The organism is Tissierella sp. QWL-11, from assembly GCF_058683765.1.
The window spans coordinates 2,364,783-2,382,092 of record NZ_CM178750.1 but is presented as its reverse complement, the minus strand read 5'-3'; the positions used below and the strand labels follow the sequence as shown (position 1 = coordinate 2,382,092).

Here is a 17,310-nt window from a genome sequence, read left to right as displayed (position 1 = left end):
CTCTCCTAATTCATCTTCTTATATCTTTCAATATTTCCATCACTTAAAAATTCATATGCATCATTTATCTTTTGAAACATCTGAGTTGCATCTGGAGACTTATTTATATCTGGATGGTATTGCTTTGCCTTTTTTCTATAGGCAAGTTTTACTTCATATTTATCTGTATTATAGGGGATTTCTAATAAGTCGCAACTCTTTTCATATTTTTCTTTGAACTCTGTTGTAGGATTTACATAGGTATTATTCCCATACCCAGCATTTCCACCTGTATAATATCCGCCATAACCAGAACCTCTTTGAGAATTTTGGTATTCAGACCATTGCCTAAACCTTTCTTCCCATTGTCTTTGTTGTTCAGCTCTTCTTCGTTCCTGTTCTTTTCTCCATTTTTCTTCTTCCATCTTTCTATATTTATTTCCATATTCATAGAAGGATTTAAAGTCTTTTTTACCTGATATAAAGTATTCAGCTCGGTCATTTAGATATTGGGTAAGTGAGTATCTCAAGTACTTTAAATAAGATATAAATTTAGTACCTAAAATTGGAACTATTATAAAAAATAGTACTGTAAGTATTACAACTGGATTTAATAAAATAAACAGACCCAGGGGACCACTAAGTAGGAATAAAAGAAGACAACCTCCCATACCTAAAAGTGCAATAAAACCTCTTGCGATATTTGCAATTAAACTTATAATTGTCTCGGTTACAATTATAAGCCCATCAAAAATCCATGAAATGGATTTGGAAAGGCCTAATAAAAATTTACCAAAACCTATATTAAATATATTCATTTTTTAACTCCTCTAATAAACTATTAATTTTAAATTTTGTTATAAAATCCATTATATCATTAAAGCTTATTAGTATAAAGGTAAAATTAAAAATGCAATAAATGTAATGAGAAATTTATTCATAGTATTAGCTTTAATAAATAAAAAATATTTGATTAATTATGTTATAATTAAGGTATATTAGAAGAATATTATGACACATCATTTATATAGGAGGAAATTTATGCATATTATAAAAGACATAGATTCATATGAAGAATTAAGCGAATTAATTAAAAACGAAAAAGCTATTATGATATATTTGGGGACAGATAAATGAAGTATATGTACATCTGTGTTTCCACAGTTAAAAAAAGTAGTAAATGATTATGATATAAAACTTGTAAAAATTGATGTTGATTCTCAATTGGAGATTGCTGGACAATTTTTAGCCTTTGTAATGCCTACTATTCTAATAATCCATGAAGAAAAAGAAATCTTAAGAGAAGCAAGATTTATAGATTTTAATAGGATAGAGAAAATTTTGGAACAGGTTTCAAATTAGATTTCTTAAATAAGGGTATAATCAGTATAAGTGAAATTAAGTCTAAAGAGGTGCATATTTTGAACATAAAAGAAACTAAAATTCTTATTCGAATTTTAATCATACTTACAATAATATTTTTATTTATGAAAATACAACCTATTATAAATCCAATACTTGAAGTAATAGGAATGCTTATAATTCCTATTATCATAGGTGGATTTTTATACTATGCCTTGAGACCTTTAAAAAAATTGCTTTTAAACCTTGTGAAAAATCATGGAATAGCATCCCTACTTGCCATATTATTAGTTTTGGCCGTTTTAACTATTGTAGTTATAAATGGAGGAGAAGTAGTAAAAACTCAATTTGAAGATGCTTTTATAAAAAACAAAGATAAATTACTAGATTATAGAGAGTATTTAAATGGCAAGTTACAGGAGATACTTCCTGATTTAAATATATTCGATAGGATAAGTAATAATATAAATAGCTTTGTAACCAGTATTGGTTCAAATGCAATAGGAATATTTTCTAGTGTAGGTAATATTGTAACCCAACTTATCTTGGTACCCTTCATAGTGTTTTATCTTTTAAAAGATGATAAAGAGTTTAAAGAGAAACTTTTTGAAAAGATACCTAATAAACATAAATTTGAGATAAGGTCAATGTTTAAAAGAATTGATGATATACTCTCCACATATATAAACGGACAGCTTTTAGTTGCTTTTGTTATAGGGGTTTTAATGTTCATTGGATATATAATTATAGGAATGCCAAATGCTTTACTTATGGGAGTGTTTTCTCTTATAACTTCAGTGATACCTTTTATAGGTCCAATTCTAGGAATACTTCCTGCTATACTAATAGCACTTACTATGGACTTTGGATTAGTTGTAAAAATAGGAATAACGGCTTTAGTAGTACAGCAATTAGAGGGAAATTTAATTACACCTAATATTATGGGAAGTAAATTAAAGTTACATCCACTAGCTGTAATTATTATAGTAATTGTGAGCATAAGTTTATTTGGAATTATAGGTGCCTTTATAGGAACTCCTTTATTCTTAGTAACTGTAACTATTTTTAGAACTCTATATAATATAAATAAGGAAGAAGTATAATTTGTAATCTTTAACTACTTTATTTTAAATAAAATAGAGTATATAATGGACATAATAGGGAGGAGATAGATACATGAAGGCAAAGAAAAAATCTATAAAATTAGGGATTTTAACAGTTTTTTTACTTGCATTTACATTTGTAGGGATATATATTCAAGATGCTTTAGCTGCAAAACCTATAGAATTAATAGTAGATGGAGAAAATATCACTAAAAGTGCCAATCCAGTGATAAAAGAAGGTAGGTCCTTAGTTCCAATTAGAGCCATTACAGAGCAACTTGGTGGTGAGGTATCTTGGGATGGAGAAAATAGGATTGTGAAAATCAAGAAAGATAATAGTTTTATTAGTTTGAAGATAGATAGTAGACTTATATCCTACGGTGAAGATAAAAAAACTTATGGATTAAGTGATACTGCTCCTATAATCATAGAGGAAAGTACCTATGTACCATTGAGATTAGTAAGTAATGCTCTTAATATAGGAATTACTTGGGATGAAGAAAATAGAAATATATATGTAGATTCTAAAAAATCATCAGATATTGAAAAGGCATTTGATATGGAATTTGTGACTCCAGTTTCTGGACAAGTTGTAGAAGGAGAAATTCCACTACAAGTAGTTATAGGAGATTTAGAAAAAGAAGCTAAGGAGATAAAATATCTTCTTTTAGACCCAGTTAGTGCAAAGGGCTTTATAATAGCTCGAGGAGAATTGCTAACAGGAGAATATGCTTACTCTCCTAAGATAGAAGATAGTGGAGAAAAAGTCCTAGTAGCAGCTTTGTATGATGAAAATGGAGATTTTATTGCAGGAGATGCTCTAGGAATAAAAGTGGATCCAAAGCCTAAACTTAGCTTAGAAGGCATCAAAGAAGGAGAGGTTTTAGATAAATCAATAAGTTTAAAACCAGAGATGAATTTTTCTCCTATGTATGTAAAATATGAAATAAAAAATATCTTTACAGATGAAGTAGTATTGTCAGAAGCTCAAGATCCTTATGGTTCATATACATGGTCTCCTATGGTACATGATAAAGGAGAATATGAATTTAAACTAATAGCTTATGATGAAAACGAAAAAGCCTATGAAAGCAAAGCTATAAAGGCAAAAGTATATCCACCTCATAGATTGAGGCTAACTGGAGTTGAGTCAAACATGACTATTGATGGACCTATTAGTTTAGGTGCTTCTAGAAATTTCCACGTAAGTGAAACTCAATTTATTTTAAAAGATACAAGAACTGGTAGAGAAGAGATATTGAGTACTCAAGGATATGGCAATTATACTTGGTTTCCTGGAGAAGAATATAAAGGAAACAAAGAACTTTTAGTAAGAGTTAAAGATACAAAAGGAAAAAGTCATGACAGTGAGCCAGTTAGTGTTTATTTAGAAGGGAAGCCTCAGATTATAGTAAGTGGAATAGGACCAAAACAAGTCATAACTTCAGATTTAGAAATATCTAGTTTTAGCAATGTGAAATTAGATAGTGTAGAATATATTTTGGAGGATCCTAAAACTGGGAAGAAAAATAGCCTTAAAACGTTAGAAGACTATAATTCTAAATTTAAATTTATACCTACAGTTAAAGACGAAGGTGAAAGAATATTTAGAGCCATAGCTATGTATAATGGAAAGATAATTAAAAGTGAAGATATTCCTGTTAAAATATATTTAGGAGAACTTTATGGACCTACTCCTATTATTGAAAAGGATAAGTTCTTAAATTTTGCATCAAATCTAGCAAAAGAGTCTTATAGAGATACTAATATGTCAGCAGCTCTTCAAACTGCACAGGCTATATTAGAGACAGGCTGGGGACAAAGTGTGCCTACAGATAAATATACTGGAAAACTTTCAAACAATTTATTTGGAATAAAGGGTAGAGCAGACGCGGGAGCAGTGATTTCAAATACTTGGGAAGAATATAATGGGACAACCTATCGTATAGATGCAGAATTCAGAGCTTATAAAAATATGGAGGATAGCTGGAAGGACCATAAATCATTTCTTTTAGAAGGTGAAAGATATTCTATATTTAGAGATGTAATGTATGATAGCACTAAGGGTGCTTGGGCTATAAGAAGAGCAGGGTATGCAACGGACAGTAAGTATCCTTTAAAGTTAATGGATATTATAGATAGATATGATCTAAGAGAATTAGATAAAGTGGGGATATAATAATATAAAAAAATTAGACTTTCAATTGAAAGTCTAATTTTTTTATCTAGTTCCACCGCCGCTACCTCCACCGAATGAACCGCCGCCTCCTCCTATACTACTAAACCCACCACTACCGCTAGTTCCAGCTGAAGTATAAGCTCTAGTAGCACTATTTGCAAAGATATAAGCTGTGTATACACCATTTCCTCTATAATTACTTTCTGTCTCATATTCAGGGTATAGTTTTTTGAACTCCTTATTTACCACTTCAGTTAAGCCAAGCAATCCTGCCCAAATCATTAAATTATCCCAAAGCTTTACATTTATAGCTTCTCTTTCCCCTAAAATTGAAAAATCATGGAGATAATTTATAAATTTATAGACATTATCTTCTAATTGTTGCCCCTTTTTAGTAAGCTCTAGTTTGTTTGTAGTTATAAATAAAAACTTTTCAGGTTTTAATTCAAAATATCCTAAGGATTTCATCTTTTCTTTGGAATTTTCATAGGCTGTTTTTTCCCAGCTTTCAAATTCTTGGTAATGTTTCTTTGACCATTTACTAAATTCATTATTTTCAAGGATTTCATTAGCTCCTGCTGCTTTTTTCATCATAGTATATAGACTACCTTCAACAGAGTTTTCATCTACATCTTTTTTTATAAATTTAAAAGCAGTTTCTTCCTTTTTAAATAAGAATCCAACTTCTTCTTTTCTAATATCAATCCATCCCTGATTTATCCATTTTAAAATAAAAGCTGTAATTAACATCTCTGGACTTGTAACTCCCATTCTATTTAAAAGATAAAATGAATCTTCAAAGTTTCCTTCATAGGGATAATCTCTATAGTATTCTTCTTTAAACTTTCTCTTTAGCTTAATATTTCTATTTATAGAGTTATTATTTACTTCTTTAATAAAAGGGATCATAAATACAAAGAATATTGAAATTAAAATTGGCAAAATATAACCTAAGAATTTAAAAAATCCTCCACCATCTTCTTCCCCATAGTCACTTCCATCAAAAGCTCTCTCTTTAACTTCTTCAAAGGGAATATCTACATAGGAGTTGCTGTTAAATAAAGGTTCTTCAAATTCTACCAAAACTGTAAGATAGTTTGATGGTTCAAATGATTTAGAACTTTGTGCCACTATCTTTTCTTCACTAAATTCTATAACTCCTTCATATCCAAAGGCCCATATATTTGAAGTATTATCATTAAAGCTTTTTTCGCTTTCTATTATAAGACTTACATCTTGAGGTGGAATATTTGTCCCATCATTTACAAATTCCCAAAACATTCCTTGGGTTTCTTGGAAGTTTTTTATGAAATTTGTAACAGTGTATTCTAGTGTAACTTCCTGTGGACCATACTCTCCTATACCCCAAGCTAGTTCATATCCATTTTTTGTTTCTATAATCCCATTTTTAAAGGCTTTCTCTTCTCTACTAGCATCTATATTCCAATCATCTATATATTCATAGACTATCCCAGATTTTTCAACCTTAAAGTCTATAATCTCTGAATCACCTAGATTTTCTATGACTATATAGTTTTCTGTACCCTCTGAGAGATAGGATACTCTATTTTCTGTGATTGTAGCATTTCCATCTTCATTTATAAATACATTTATATTTAACTTTTCTAATTCATGGGGTGCAGCAAATGACATACTACTTAAAACCACCAATAAGATTAGAATTAATGGGAAAATCCAAATTCTAGATTTTTTCTTAAACATATAATCACCTCTTTGCATAAAGGTATCTACTATTCCCAACTAGGCATATCTGTCTTAGATTCTGTAACTTCAAAATAAGATTCCTCTGTAAAGTTAAACATTCTAGCTATAATATTAGATGGAAATGTTTTAGTTTTTCTATTATACATAGTAACTGTGTCGTTATAGATCATTCTAGATTGTCTTACTTTATTTTCATACTCATCAACACTATTCATAGCACTTTGGTATACAGTACTTGCCTTTAAATCTGGATAGCTTTCTGCTACAGCTATAAGTCTACCTAAGACATTATTAAATTTTGTAGCATTTTCTTCTAATTGATTTACACTTGCATCTCTACCAATTGAGGCACGAGACTGGGTTACATTTTCTAAAACTTCTGCTTCATGTTTAGCATATTGCTTTGTAGCTTGAATTAGACTTTTAAGTGCATCCCATCTTGACTCTAATTGAGTTGATATTTGTGCCCTAGCATTATTAACTCTCTCTTTTAAACTTACAAATCCATTATAAGCTCCAATTGCCCAAAGTCCAATTAACACCAAAATAATAATAGGAATATAAATCATTTTAAAACCTCCTCAAATAATATATTATACTTTTTTGTATTTATTATTATACCACAAAGTTAAAACATAGAGTTATAACTATCTTTTCATTTAATATCATTGGAGTAGGATTATACTTTAGAATAAAGTTTACTATATTATTTTAAGTAGGATATGGAAATATATAATTTCCATATTTTTTCTAAAGCTTGTCTAAATACATTGTAAATTCACTATATTAGTGATAAAATCATAGGGAATCATAAAATTTAAGTCTTTATAGGATTAGGAGGATAAGTATGGGGACAGGAACATCAAAAAATAACTTTAAACTAATTGAAAAAAGTCTTGAAAAGATAGAATCAATACTATCAGCTCGTTTTGTCCTAGATGACATTGAAGATATAAGAGAAATACATATAGTTTCAAATGGAAAAAGAAGTGCAAAACAACTTTCTCGAGACATACAATCAATTTTAATTGCTACATATGATATAGAAGTAGACTATAAAAAGATAAGCATTGCAGAAATACCTGATATGGATTTAAATAAGGTCCATCCTAGACTTAAATTAGAAGGAGTTTCCTATGAAAATAATGGACTAAAAGCTTCCATTACAGTTAGCTTATCTGATAGAGAAAAGATTTATACACAATCTGATACTGGAGTAAATACCTGTAGAAATATTGATAGGATGCTTGTAAACTCCACATTAAAAAATGTAGAAAAGGCCTTTGAAGTTGAAGATAGTTTTATATTAGAAGATATAAAGAGTGTACAACTATCCATGGACAAGGTGGTATTAGTAGTTATAATGTGTCTTCTAAATGGAGAAGAAAAAAGAATGTGTGGATCATGCCTTATTAAAGATGATTATAGACAATCAGTTGTCAAGGCAACTTTAGATGCAATTAATAGATGTATTTTAAAATAATTAGCTATTAAGCCGACTAATATTAAGCGAAGCGAATATAGCATATTGCCATAGCGAAGCAGTATAGTACTCTAAAAGGGGGCTATATTCGATGAAAAAGATATTTTTAGCTATGCTTAGCATTCTTGCTTTAGTTTTATCAGCAGGCGCAAGTTTTACATGGATCTAATAATTTAACAAACTTATTAGTCGGCTTAAATATATAGGAGGTAAGTATGAAACCAAATAAAAGAGCTTATAATTATATATTTTTCGTATTTTTTATTGCTATTTTACTTTCTTCTTATTTGTTTTTAAACTTTGAACTTCCCAGTCTTAAATTAGTATTATTCTGGGGGATGATGTCCATAGTTGTAGAGTCACTTCCTATAATTTTACCTAATAATAATATGGCAGTATCTGTAGGTACAGCTATAAATCTTGCAGCTATAATAATAGGAGGACCACTGTTAGGGGCTATAGTTTATTCAATAGGCCTATTATTTAGAGTTCCCTATGTACCTCATAGGAAAAGTTATAGGCATATATTAAATACACCCTACTATATGACCATGTTTAATGTATCCCAAGGAATTATAGTTACAGGTGCTATGGGCTTAGTATATCTATATACTGGAGGGAAAACTGGAGATTTTTATTTCTTACAGACCATATATATGTTATTGATTGGAACTATATTAAATACTATAATTATTTCTAGACTTATGAGCTTTCTTCAAGGAGAAGAATTTATTAAGATATGGATAAATAATATTAAAGGGGTTATCTGGAGTGCCTTAGCTGTGGGAATCATGGGTGTAATAATTGCACTTTCATTTATAGGCTATGGATATTGGGCTGTATTGTTATTCTTTGGACCACTTCTTTTAGCTAGATATTCTTTTAAACTCTATGTAGAGATGAGAAATTTCAACTTAGCTACTATTCAGTCATTAAGTAAGACTCTAGAGGCAAAGGATGCATATACAAGTGGACACTCTACTAGAGTGGAAGAGTATGCAATGATTTTAGCTAGAGCCTATGGATTAAATAATAAAAAAATGGAAAGCTTAAAGACTGCGGCTATATTACATGATATAGGCAAGATTGGAATAAAGGACAGTATTTTAAATAAGACTGATAAATTGACTCAAGATGAGTTTGCTCAAATAATGACACATCCAAGTATAGGAGCAGATATAATAGGAAAGATAGACATATTTAAAGATATTACACCTATAGTTAGACATCATCATGAAAAATATGATGGGACAGGCTATCCTGATGGATTAAAGGGAGCTGAAATTCCAATAGAGGCTTGTATATTAGCTATTGCTGATTCCTTTGATGCCATGACTTCAGATAGACCATATAGAAAGTCTTTGAAAAAAGAAACTGCTCTTATGGAAATACAAAAAAATGCAGGGACTCAATTTCATCCGGTTTTAGCAAGGAAATTTGTCTTGATAATGCTTAACAAGGAGGAGGTTTAATGTTCTTAGAACCTACTATTTTTTCTATTGTTATAGCAAAGATAAGAAATGGAAAGTTTAAAAACTTAGAGAATGTACATATAAAAGGATGGTATTTTTTAATCCTTTCTGCAATTTTGCAAATAGGGCTTTCCATATTAAAAGCATATAATTTAGAAATTTGGAATATATTTGTAAAAAAATATTTTTTTTATTTCCATGGTTTAACTTATTTATTATTAATTATAGTTGCATTTTTAAATATAAAGAGAACATATATGAAAGCTTTTTTGATTGGAATTATATTAAACTTTCTAGTCATCTTTTCAAATGGGGGGAAAATGCCTGTATCTATAGAGGGGATTAAAGGGATAAATAATTCTACTATAGATATAGAAGTTCAAGATTTTGATATAAAGCATAAATCTATTGGAGAGGATACAAATCTTCCTTATCTAGCAGATATAATACGTATACCACCTCCATACCCCTTACCAAAGATAATTAGTATAGGGGATATATTTTTAATCAGTGGAGTATTCATATTTTTTCAAGAGACTATGGTGGAAAAGACTAAAAGGAAAAATCCCAAGTATGATTACTAAATCAATATACTTGGGATATAATATTATTAGGAGATATTTAGGAGGTAAAAATGAAATTATACGAATTAATAAATCAAATTAAAGTAATAGGTAAAATAAATGCCAATGAAGACTTAGAAATAAAGGGAATTGCCAATCATACAGACTATATAAAACCAGGGTATATATATGTAGCCATAAAGGGATATATAACTGATGGACATAGATATATAGACAAAGCAATAGAGAATGGGGCAAAAGTTATAATAGTAGAAGAATTTAAAGAAGGGATAAATATACCTCAATATAAAGTAAGCAATACTAGAAGAGCTTTATCCTTATTAAGTGATAAATTTTATAATCATCCATCAAAGAATATGAAGATGATAGGAGTAACTGCTACAAATGGAAAAACCACTACTACATTTATGTTGGATAGTATATTTAGTAAGACAAATATAAAAAGCGGACTCATTGGAAGTGTAATAACTAAAGCTGGTGATGAAATCATACCGTCTACTTTGACTACTCCAGAAAGTGTAGATCTACAAAGATACCTTTACAATATGAAAAATAATGGAATAGAAACAGTGGCTATGGAAGTGTCATCATCTGCCCTTGAACTTTCAAGAGTCGAAGATGTGGATTTTGATATTGTAGCTTTAAACAATATAAGTAGAGAACATATAGATCAACATGGAAGTTTTGAAACTTACTGGAATATAAAGTCTAGTCTTATAAGAAGGGCAAAAAAGGAATCATATGTGGTTTTGAACTTAGATGATGATTACTCAAGCTCTTTAGTAAATAAAACTCAGGGGAAAGTAGTTACATATTCCTTAACTGGAGAAAAGGGAAATCTCTATTGTAAAAATTTAGACTTAAAGACTGGAAGAGGAAAATTTATAGTAAAAATAAATAAACCATTTAAGAATTTGATTGGAGAAGAAGTTGAAGGAGAGTTTAAAATATCTCTAGGTATTCCAGGATACCATTCAGTTGCAAATGCTATGTCAGCAATAACTATTGCCTTAATATATGGAATTTCTATTAAAGATATACAAAAAGGACTTGAAGAATTTATTGGAGTAGAAAGAAGATTTCAATATATATATGAAGATGACTTTATAATTGTAGATGATCATTTTGCTAATAAAGGGAACATAAATGTAACCCTTGAGACTCTAAAATACATGGATTATAATAATCTACATTTAGTATATGCAATAAGAGGAAACAGAGGTGTTACAGTAAATAAAGAAAATGCACAGACCATATTAGATTGGAAAGATAAATTAAATTTAAAAGAGATTATAGCTACTAAAAGTATTGGAGATGTAACTAGTAAGGATATGGTTCATGAAGATGAAGAAAAAGTATTTAAGGAAGTTATGGAAGAAGGCAATATAAAAACTTTCATATATGACTCCTTAAAGGAATCAATAATTCATACTCTAAATAAAGTGGAGAAAAAGGATATAATTTTATTAGCAGGATGTCAAGGCATGGACCAGGGAGGAAAGGTGATATTAGAAGAATTAAAAAGGATGAAACCTGAACTAGATGAAGTAGAATTATTTAAACCTTTAAAAAATAGAATAGTATAAATTTACTGAATTTTTATGAATATATTGTTTATTTTTAATCAATATGCTATAATTTTGATAAATAATATTTAAAAATTTAAGGGGGTAAAAAAGTGAAGAAATTTATTTCAATATTACTAGTGCTTACAATGATTATGGCATTTGCTGTAGGTTGTAGCAAACCAGCAGAAGAAAATGAAGATCCAGTTGTAGATGGTGAGCAAACAGAGGAGACTCCAGATGAATCTGAAGAAACTCCTGATGATGCAGAAGCTGGGGAAGTTGTAAAATTAGGTTTAGGAAATTTAATATCAATCGATAGATCAAAAGATGCAGGAACTGATGAAGAGGGTAAGGCAGTTACAGCATCTGCACAAGCGGATGTGACTATGGCGGCTGTAGGATTTGACAGTGAAGGCAAAGTGGCAAGTGTTACAGTAGATGTAGTTCAAGCTAAAGTTCCATTTGATGAAGATTTAAAAGTTACAGCAAATAGAGATGAAGAAGTTAAATCTAAAAAAGATTTAGGACCTGACTATGGAATGAAGACAGTTTCAGAAAAAACAGGTATAGGTAAAGAATGGGATGAACAAATGGCTTCATTTGAAGAGTGGATGATAGGTAAAACTGTAGATGAAATAACAGGATTAAAAGTTAAAGAAAGAGATCCATCTCATCAAAACGTACCAGATGTGCCAGAATTAACTTCTACAGTAACTATAACTGTAGAGAGTTATATAGCAGCAGTAGAAGAAGCTTGGGAAAAAGCTGTTGATGTAGAAGGTGGAGAAAGAGTAGGTCTTGGAGTAAAAGCTAGTATAGCTAAATCTAAAGACTATAATCCAGACCAAGATGGAAAAGAAGTACTTCCAGTGGCACAAGCTGATGTTACTATGAGTGCAATAGCTTTAAATTCTGATGATCAAGTTGTAGGATCTATAGTGGATACTGCTCAAGTAAAAGTGAATTTTGATAAAGATGGAAAGATAACTAATGATAGAGAAGCTGAATTAAAGACAAAACATGAATTAAAAGAAGACTATGGAATGAAGACAGTTTCAGAAAAAATAGGTATAGGTAAAGAATGGTATGAGCAAATGAATTCTTTCCAAGAGTGGATGATAGGAAAAACTAAAGATGAGATTACATCTCTTCCAACTAAAGAAAAAGACGAAGCTCATCCAACAGTTCCAGATACACCAGAGTTAGCTTCAACAGTTACAATAGATGTTGGAACTTATATAGAGGCAACTGAAGAGGCAATAGACAACGCAAGATAATAAATATTAAAAAACTCTCCTTCGGGAGAGTTTTTTAGTATTGTTACTAAAGTAGAATTTTGATAAAATAGATTTAAAACACAAGGGTGATAAAATGAAAAAAAAGATTTCTATTATTTTGGTCATTAGCATACTTCTAATGCTTAGTTTAGGATGCGAGAAACAAGAGAGTTATGAAAAGTATTCAGGAAGCTTCTTTGATGCATTTGATACATGGACTAATATAGTAGCTTATACTACAAGTGAAGAAGAGTTTAATACCTATATGAAAAAGATGGAAGATAGGTTTTTTGAACTACATAGACTATTTGATAAATACAATAATTATGATGGGATAAATAATATAAAGACCATAAATGACAATGCGGGGATAAAGCCTGTGAAAGTAGATAGAGAAATAATAGATTTAATTCTATTTTCTAAAGAATGGTATTATAAATCTGGTGAAAAAGCTAATATAGCTTTTGGACCTGTCATTGAAATTTGGTCAAAATATAGAGAAGAAGGCATGAATGATCCTGAAAATGCTAAGCTTCCCCCTATGGAGTTCTTAGAGGAAGCAAAAGCGTATACTGATATAGAAAAGATTATTGTAGATGAAGAAAATAGCACAGTTTATTTAGAAGATGTAGAAATGAGCCTAGATGTAGGGGCAGTGGCAAAGGGATATGCTACAGAAATAATAGCAAATGAAATACAAAGTGAAGGACTTTCTTCTGCCATAATAAGTGCAGGGGGAAACATTAGAACTATTGGCAAGCCAATGGACAATATAAGAGAGAAATGGGGAGTTGGCTTACAGAATCCAGATAAATCAATATTTGATACTGGGTCAAATATACTTAATACAATCTTTTTAAATAATGCTTCTGTAGTAAGTAGTGGAGATTATCAAAGATTTTATGAAGTAGGTGGGAAAATCTATCATCATATAATAGATCCAGATACATTAATGCCAGGAGATCACTATAGGGCAGTTACTTTAGTTACTAAAGACTCAGGAGTAGCAGATATTCTTTCTACGAGTATATTTCTAATGAATATGGATGAAGCCAAAGATTTAGTAGAATCTTTAGAAGGAGTAGAGGCTATGTGGGTGTTTGATGATGGAGAAATAATAACTACAAAGGGAATGAAAGATATTATGCTAAGTGAAGGTGCAACTGGAGGCAAATAAAAAATATTATAGGGGATGATTTTATGTATAAGACATTAGGGATAATTGGTGGTATGGGACCTTTAGCCACAGTAAAATTATTTGAAAAAATAGTATTAAAAACTAAAGCAAATTTTGACCAAGAGCATCTTCATATATTGATAGACAATAATACAAATATTCCAGATAGAACAAGTTTTATACTAGACCATAAAAATGAAGATCCTAGAACAGAGTTAATTACTTCTGCTAAAAGACTGGAAAATATGGGGGCAGATTTTTTGGTTATGCCTTGTAATACAGCCCATAATTTTTATAAAGATATTGTGAGAGAAATAGATATACCATTTATAAATATGATAGAAGTTAGTTTAGAGTATATAAAGGAAAACTATCCAGATATAAAAAAGGTAGGACTATTATCTACTGAAGGTACTATAAAGGCAAAGGTATATGATAATGTATTTAAACCACACAATATAGACGTGATAAAGCCATCTAAGGAAAATCAAAAATATGTAACTAGATTAATTTATAATATAAAAGAAGATATACCTCAAGATAATTTAGATGGGTTTTATAAGACTATGGATGAAATGAAACAAGAGGGAGTAGACTTATTTATAACTGGCTGTACAGAGATTTCAGTTGCTTTAGACTTATATGGCTTAAAGGGTAAGTTTGTAGATCCATTGGAAGTTTTAACTGAAAGGGCAATTAAATTTTCAGGAAGAGAGATAAAAGATATCTAGTGGGTATATATCTACTATAAAAATATAGTAGGTGATTATATGAAAAAAATAGTTTCAACAGTATTAATTATAATAGGGATAATTATAATTTCTTTACCATTTATAAATAGACAGATTATAAAATATAATGTCAATAAGAAACAAGAGGTAATGGAAGAACTTACGAGTGAACAATTAAAAGAAAATGAAAACTTAGATGCAGAATTTGATTATGAAAGTATTCAGGATGTAGAAATAGTGTCTACGATTAAAGATACACCTAAATTTAACTACAAATCTATGATAGGTGAAATTAAAATAGATAGTATAGACCTACATCTACCTATTTTAAAGGGAGTAAATAATTCAAATCTACTTGTAGGTGCTGCTACTATGAAAGATGGAATAAAGATGGGGGAAGGTAATTACTCCTTGTCTGGTCATTATGCAAACAGAAAAGGGGTATTATTTGGAGGGCTTATAGATATTGAAATAGGATCTAAAGTAAAGATAACAGATAAAGAATATATATATGAATATATAATTTATGATACACAGATAGTACCTGAAACGGCTCTTTATATGTTAGAGGAACAGCAAGCAGAAAAAAGAGGGAAGCCTATTATATCTCTTATGTCTTGCTATTATACCTCTAAAAATGGAAAGAGATTTTTTGCATTAGGAGAACTAGAAGATAAATATGCCTATAGTTTAGAAGATTTATAATATAATAAAATATTATAAATGGGAATAATTAATATACACAAAATAACATATAATAATATTATCATCTTGTATTAAATCCATGTAGATGATAATATTATTAGAAAAGCTTCTATGAAATTTTAAATTTAAGGAGGCTTTTCTTGGCTTTGCATAAGTGACTTACATGAAATCAAAGATTTCGGTAATCTGCTTAAAAGTTATTGATGGAAAGTTCTTTTATATAATTATTAAAGTAGAACTTTCCTATTTCGTTATAAAAATAATATTATGAGGGGTGAGGAAAATAAAAAATAAAGCTGTTGTATTAGGATCAAATTATTATATAGGGCTTAGTATTATAAGAAGCTTAGGAAGAAAAGGAATACCTGTTGCAGCTATAGATTATAGTGAAGAGAGTAGATATGGTGCAAAATCCAGGTTCTTGAGTGAAAAACTATTGGCACCTCATTATAAAGAAGACCCAAAGGGACTTTTGGATTTTTTAATTGAGTTTTCTAAAAAACAAGATAAGAAGCCAGTTTTATTTCCAGGTGCAGACCCATATGTAGAATTTATAGATAAATATTTTTATGAATTAAAAGAGCATTATTTATTTCCTATGGATAGAAAAGGGTTTTGGACAGAGGTCATGGATAAGTATACCATGAGTTTACTTGCCGAAAAATTCAATGTAAAGGTTCCAGAGACTATAAACTCAAAGGACAAAAACCTAGTTGAAAGAGTAAGGGAAGAAATTAAGTATCCATGTATAATAAAACCTATGGATTCTGCTTCATTTGTAAGGAAATACAGACATAAAGTATTTATAATCGAGAATGAAAAAGAATTAATAGAAAAAGTAGATAGATTCCATCGTGATAATTCACCTATAGTGATACAGAGAATTATACCTGGACCTGAAGAAAATTGTTATTGCTATGATGCATATTTAAACCAAGATTCAAAGGTAACCCATTGGATGACTGTTCATAAGATAAGACAATGGCCTATAAACTTTGGAGCATCTACATATGCGAGACAAAAGTATATACCTGAATTACATAAAATAGGTAAACCTTTTTTAGAGGGGATTAAATTTAAGGGATTTGCTGAAATAGAATTTAAAAGAGATGTAAATACTGGGGTAATCTATCTTATAGAAGTAAATGTTAGAATTATAAACTTTAATGAGATGTTAGCTAAAGTAGGGCTTAATTTCCCATATATCACATATATGGATATGACAGATAAGATACCTCCAAACAAGTGTATAGATTATGATACAGGATATACATTCCACTATATGTATGAAGACTTATTTGCAATAAGGGAATATCTTAAAACTGGACAAATGAGCACTAAAAAGGTTTTAAAAGACCATACTTTTAAAAAGGTATCTTCAACTTGGAGTTGGGATGACCCTAGACCTGGACTTTATTTTATGAAAACTGTTGGTGGAAAAATAATAAGCAAAAAATTAGGTAGGGATAAAAAATAATTATAGACCTATTTTAAATTCTCTGTGAATATATCCCTTAAAATGTTGGAGCTTAAAGGTTTATAAAGCCCAACATTTTAAGGGATAGACTAAAAGCACTATTTTAATAGTGCTTTTTATGAAAAATAAATATTCGGAATATATAGACTTCAATGGAAGGTATTGATTTATTCTTAACAATTATGTTACTATATTGTCATACTAGAAGATATATAATATATGAAATAAAGGAGGATATAAATGACTCATTCAAAAGAAATTTCAAGAAAAGATTTTATTAAGAAAATGGGTACTTCTATAGCAGGCGTAGCAGTAGTAGGTGGAGTAAGTAGTTTACTTACTGGATGTACTTCTACAGCATCAGCAGATGTTGAAGCTCCAACATATCCATTTAAGTACGTAAAGATTGATCCAGCAGAAGCTGAAAAAAGAGGTTATGACACATATTTCGAAAAGGGTGGCTGAGGCGTTGGTGTAGCCGAAGGGTT

General features: G+C 30.0%; 16 protein-coding genes. 13 read left to right on the top strand and 3 right to left on the bottom strand.

What is annotated here, in order from left to right:
* Positions 1-5: 5 nt before the first annotated feature.
* Positions 6-797 carry a J domain-containing protein gene (locus AC4PG3_RS11860; protein WP_492196834.1) on the bottom strand — a complete coding sequence of 264 codons (792 nt, stop codon included), beginning with the start codon at positions 795-797 and terminating at the stop codon, positions 6-8.
* Between the two features lie 334 nt (positions 798-1,131).
* On the opposite strand from AC4PG3_RS11860, the gene AC4PG3_RS11855 reads away from it, so the two are divergent.
* The 3 genes from AC4PG3_RS11855 to AC4PG3_RS11845 all read left to right on the top strand — a co-directional run bounded on the left by AC4PG3_RS11855 (position 1,132) and on the right by AC4PG3_RS11845 (position 4,623).
* Complete coding sequence (locus AC4PG3_RS11855) at positions 1,132-1,341, top strand: thioredoxin family protein (protein ID WP_492196833.1); 210 nt, start codon at positions 1,132-1,134, stop codon at positions 1,339-1,341.
* Between the two features lie 59 nt (positions 1,342-1,400).
* Positions 1,401-2,444, top strand: coding sequence for an AI-2E family transporter (locus tag AC4PG3_RS11850; RefSeq protein ID WP_492196832.1), 1,044 nt, complete (start codon positions 1,401-1,403; stop codon positions 2,442-2,444).
* A gap of 73 nt (positions 2,445-2,517) precedes the next feature.
* Positions 2,518-4,623, top strand: coding sequence for a stalk domain-containing protein (locus AC4PG3_RS11845; RefSeq protein WP_492196831.1), 2,106 nt, complete (start codon positions 2,518-2,520; stop codon positions 4,621-4,623).
* Positions 4,624-4,665: 42 nt separating this feature from the next.
* Here AC4PG3_RS11845 and AC4PG3_RS11840 read toward each other — a convergent pair whose 3' ends face one another.
* Complete coding sequence (locus AC4PG3_RS11840; protein ID WP_492196830.1) at positions 4,666-6,345, bottom strand: DUF2207 family protein; 1,680 nt, start codon at positions 6,343-6,345, stop codon at positions 4,666-4,668.
* A gap of 29 nt (positions 6,346-6,374) precedes the next feature.
* Positions 6,375-6,917 carry a LemA family protein gene (locus tag AC4PG3_RS11835; RefSeq protein ID WP_492196829.1) on the bottom strand — a complete coding sequence of 181 codons (543 nt, stop codon included), beginning with the start codon at positions 6,915-6,917 and terminating at the stop codon, positions 6,375-6,377.
* Positions 6,918-7,195: 278 nt separating this feature from the next.
* On the opposite strand from AC4PG3_RS11835, the gene AC4PG3_RS11830 reads away from it, so the two are divergent.
* The 10 genes from AC4PG3_RS11830 to AC4PG3_RS11785 all read left to right on the top strand — a co-directional run bounded on the left by AC4PG3_RS11830 (position 7,196) and on the right by AC4PG3_RS11785 (position 17,287).
* Entirely contained in the window at positions 7,196-7,831 is a 636-nt protein-coding gene (locus tag AC4PG3_RS11830; protein ID WP_492196828.1) for a hypothetical protein, read from the top strand.
* Between the two features lie 215 nt (positions 7,832-8,046).
* Positions 8,047-9,303 (top strand): HD-GYP domain-containing protein, encoded by a 1,257-nt coding sequence (locus tag AC4PG3_RS11825; protein ID WP_492196827.1) that lies wholly within the window; start codon positions 8,047-8,049, stop codon positions 9,301-9,303.
* Entirely contained in the window at positions 9,303-9,887 is a 585-nt protein-coding gene (locus tag AC4PG3_RS11820) for a DUF5317 domain-containing protein (protein WP_492196826.1), read from the top strand. The genes AC4PG3_RS11825 and AC4PG3_RS11820 overlap by 1 nt, the downstream gene beginning before the upstream one ends.
* A gap of 50 nt (positions 9,888-9,937) precedes the next feature.
* On the top strand, positions 9,938-11,473 hold the full coding sequence (locus AC4PG3_RS11815) for a Mur ligase family protein (RefSeq protein WP_492196825.1): 1,536 nt from the start codon (positions 9,938-9,940) through the stop codon (positions 11,471-11,473).
* Between the two features lie 92 nt (positions 11,474-11,565).
* The gene (locus tag AC4PG3_RS11810) at positions 11,566-12,732 is read left to right on the top strand and encodes a hypothetical protein (protein ID WP_492196824.1); all 1,167 of its coding nucleotides are present in this window, start codon (positions 11,566-11,568) and stop codon (positions 12,730-12,732) included.
* Positions 12,733-12,826: 94 nt separating this feature from the next.
* Positions 12,827-13,909 carry an FAD:protein FMN transferase gene (locus tag AC4PG3_RS11805; protein ID WP_492196823.1) on the top strand — a complete coding sequence of 361 codons (1,083 nt, stop codon included), beginning with the start codon at positions 12,827-12,829 and terminating at the stop codon, positions 13,907-13,909.
* Positions 13,910-13,932: 23 nt separating this feature from the next.
* Complete coding sequence (gene cuyB, locus AC4PG3_RS11800; protein WP_492196822.1) at positions 13,933-14,640, top strand: cysteate racemase; 708 nt, start codon at positions 13,933-13,935, stop codon at positions 14,638-14,640.
* 39 nt (positions 14,641-14,679) lie between these two features.
* Positions 14,680-15,345 carry a class A sortase gene (locus AC4PG3_RS11795; RefSeq protein ID WP_492196821.1) on the top strand — a complete coding sequence of 222 codons (666 nt, stop codon included), beginning with the start codon at positions 14,680-14,682 and terminating at the stop codon, positions 15,343-15,345.
* A 274-nt stretch (positions 15,346-15,619) separates the two neighbouring features.
* The gene (locus AC4PG3_RS11790) at positions 15,620-16,822 is read left to right on the top strand and encodes a carboxylate--amine ligase (protein ID WP_492196820.1); all 1,203 of its coding nucleotides are present in this window, start codon (positions 15,620-15,622) and stop codon (positions 16,820-16,822) included.
* 240 nt (positions 16,823-17,062) lie between these two features.
* Positions 17,063-17,287: a hypothetical protein gene (locus AC4PG3_RS11785; RefSeq protein WP_492196819.1), complete on the top strand. Its 225-nt coding sequence runs from the start codon at positions 17,063-17,065 to the stop codon at positions 17,285-17,287.
* The last annotated feature ends 23 nt before the right edge of the window (positions 17,288-17,310 follow it).

Excerpts from the sequence above, each read along its gene's own strand:
- AC4PG3_RS11860 (WP_492196834.1), bottom strand. The coding sequence starts at position 797 with ATGAATATATTTAATATAGGTTTTGGTAAATTTTTATTAGGCCTTTCC.
- AC4PG3_RS11845 (WP_492196831.1), top strand. The coding sequence starts at position 2,518 with ATGAAGGCAAAGAAAAAATCTATAAAATTAGGGATTTTAACAGTTTTT.
- AC4PG3_RS11840 (WP_492196830.1), bottom strand. The coding sequence starts at position 6,345 with ATGTTTAAGAAAAAATCTAGAATTTGGATTTTCCCATTAATTCTAATC.
- AC4PG3_RS11835 (WP_492196829.1), bottom strand. The coding sequence starts at position 6,917 with ATGATTTATATTCCTATTATTATTTTGGTGTTAATTGGACTTTGGGCA.
- AC4PG3_RS11830 (WP_492196828.1), top strand. The coding sequence starts at position 7,196 with ATGGGGACAGGAACATCAAAAAATAACTTTAAACTAATTGAAAAAAGT.
- AC4PG3_RS11825 (WP_492196827.1), top strand. The coding sequence starts at position 8,047 with ATGAAACCAAATAAAAGAGCTTATAATTATATATTTTTCGTATTTTTT.
- AC4PG3_RS11820 (WP_492196826.1), top strand. The coding sequence starts at position 9,303 with ATGTTCTTAGAACCTACTATTTTTTCTATTGTTATAGCAAAGATAAGA.
- AC4PG3_RS11815 (WP_492196825.1), top strand. The coding sequence starts at position 9,938 with ATGAAATTATACGAATTAATAAATCAAATTAAAGTAATAGGTAAAATA.
- AC4PG3_RS11805 (WP_492196823.1), top strand. The coding sequence starts at position 12,827 with ATGAAAAAAAAGATTTCTATTATTTTGGTCATTAGCATACTTCTAATG.
- cuyB (WP_492196822.1), top strand. The coding sequence starts at position 13,933 with ATGTATAAGACATTAGGGATAATTGGTGGTATGGGACCTTTAGCCACA.
- AC4PG3_RS11795 (WP_492196821.1), top strand. The coding sequence starts at position 14,680 with ATGAAAAAAATAGTTTCAACAGTATTAATTATAATAGGGATAATTATA.
- AC4PG3_RS11785 (WP_492196819.1), top strand. The coding sequence starts at position 17,063 with ATGACTCATTCAAAAGAAATTTCAAGAAAAGATTTTATTAAGAAAATG.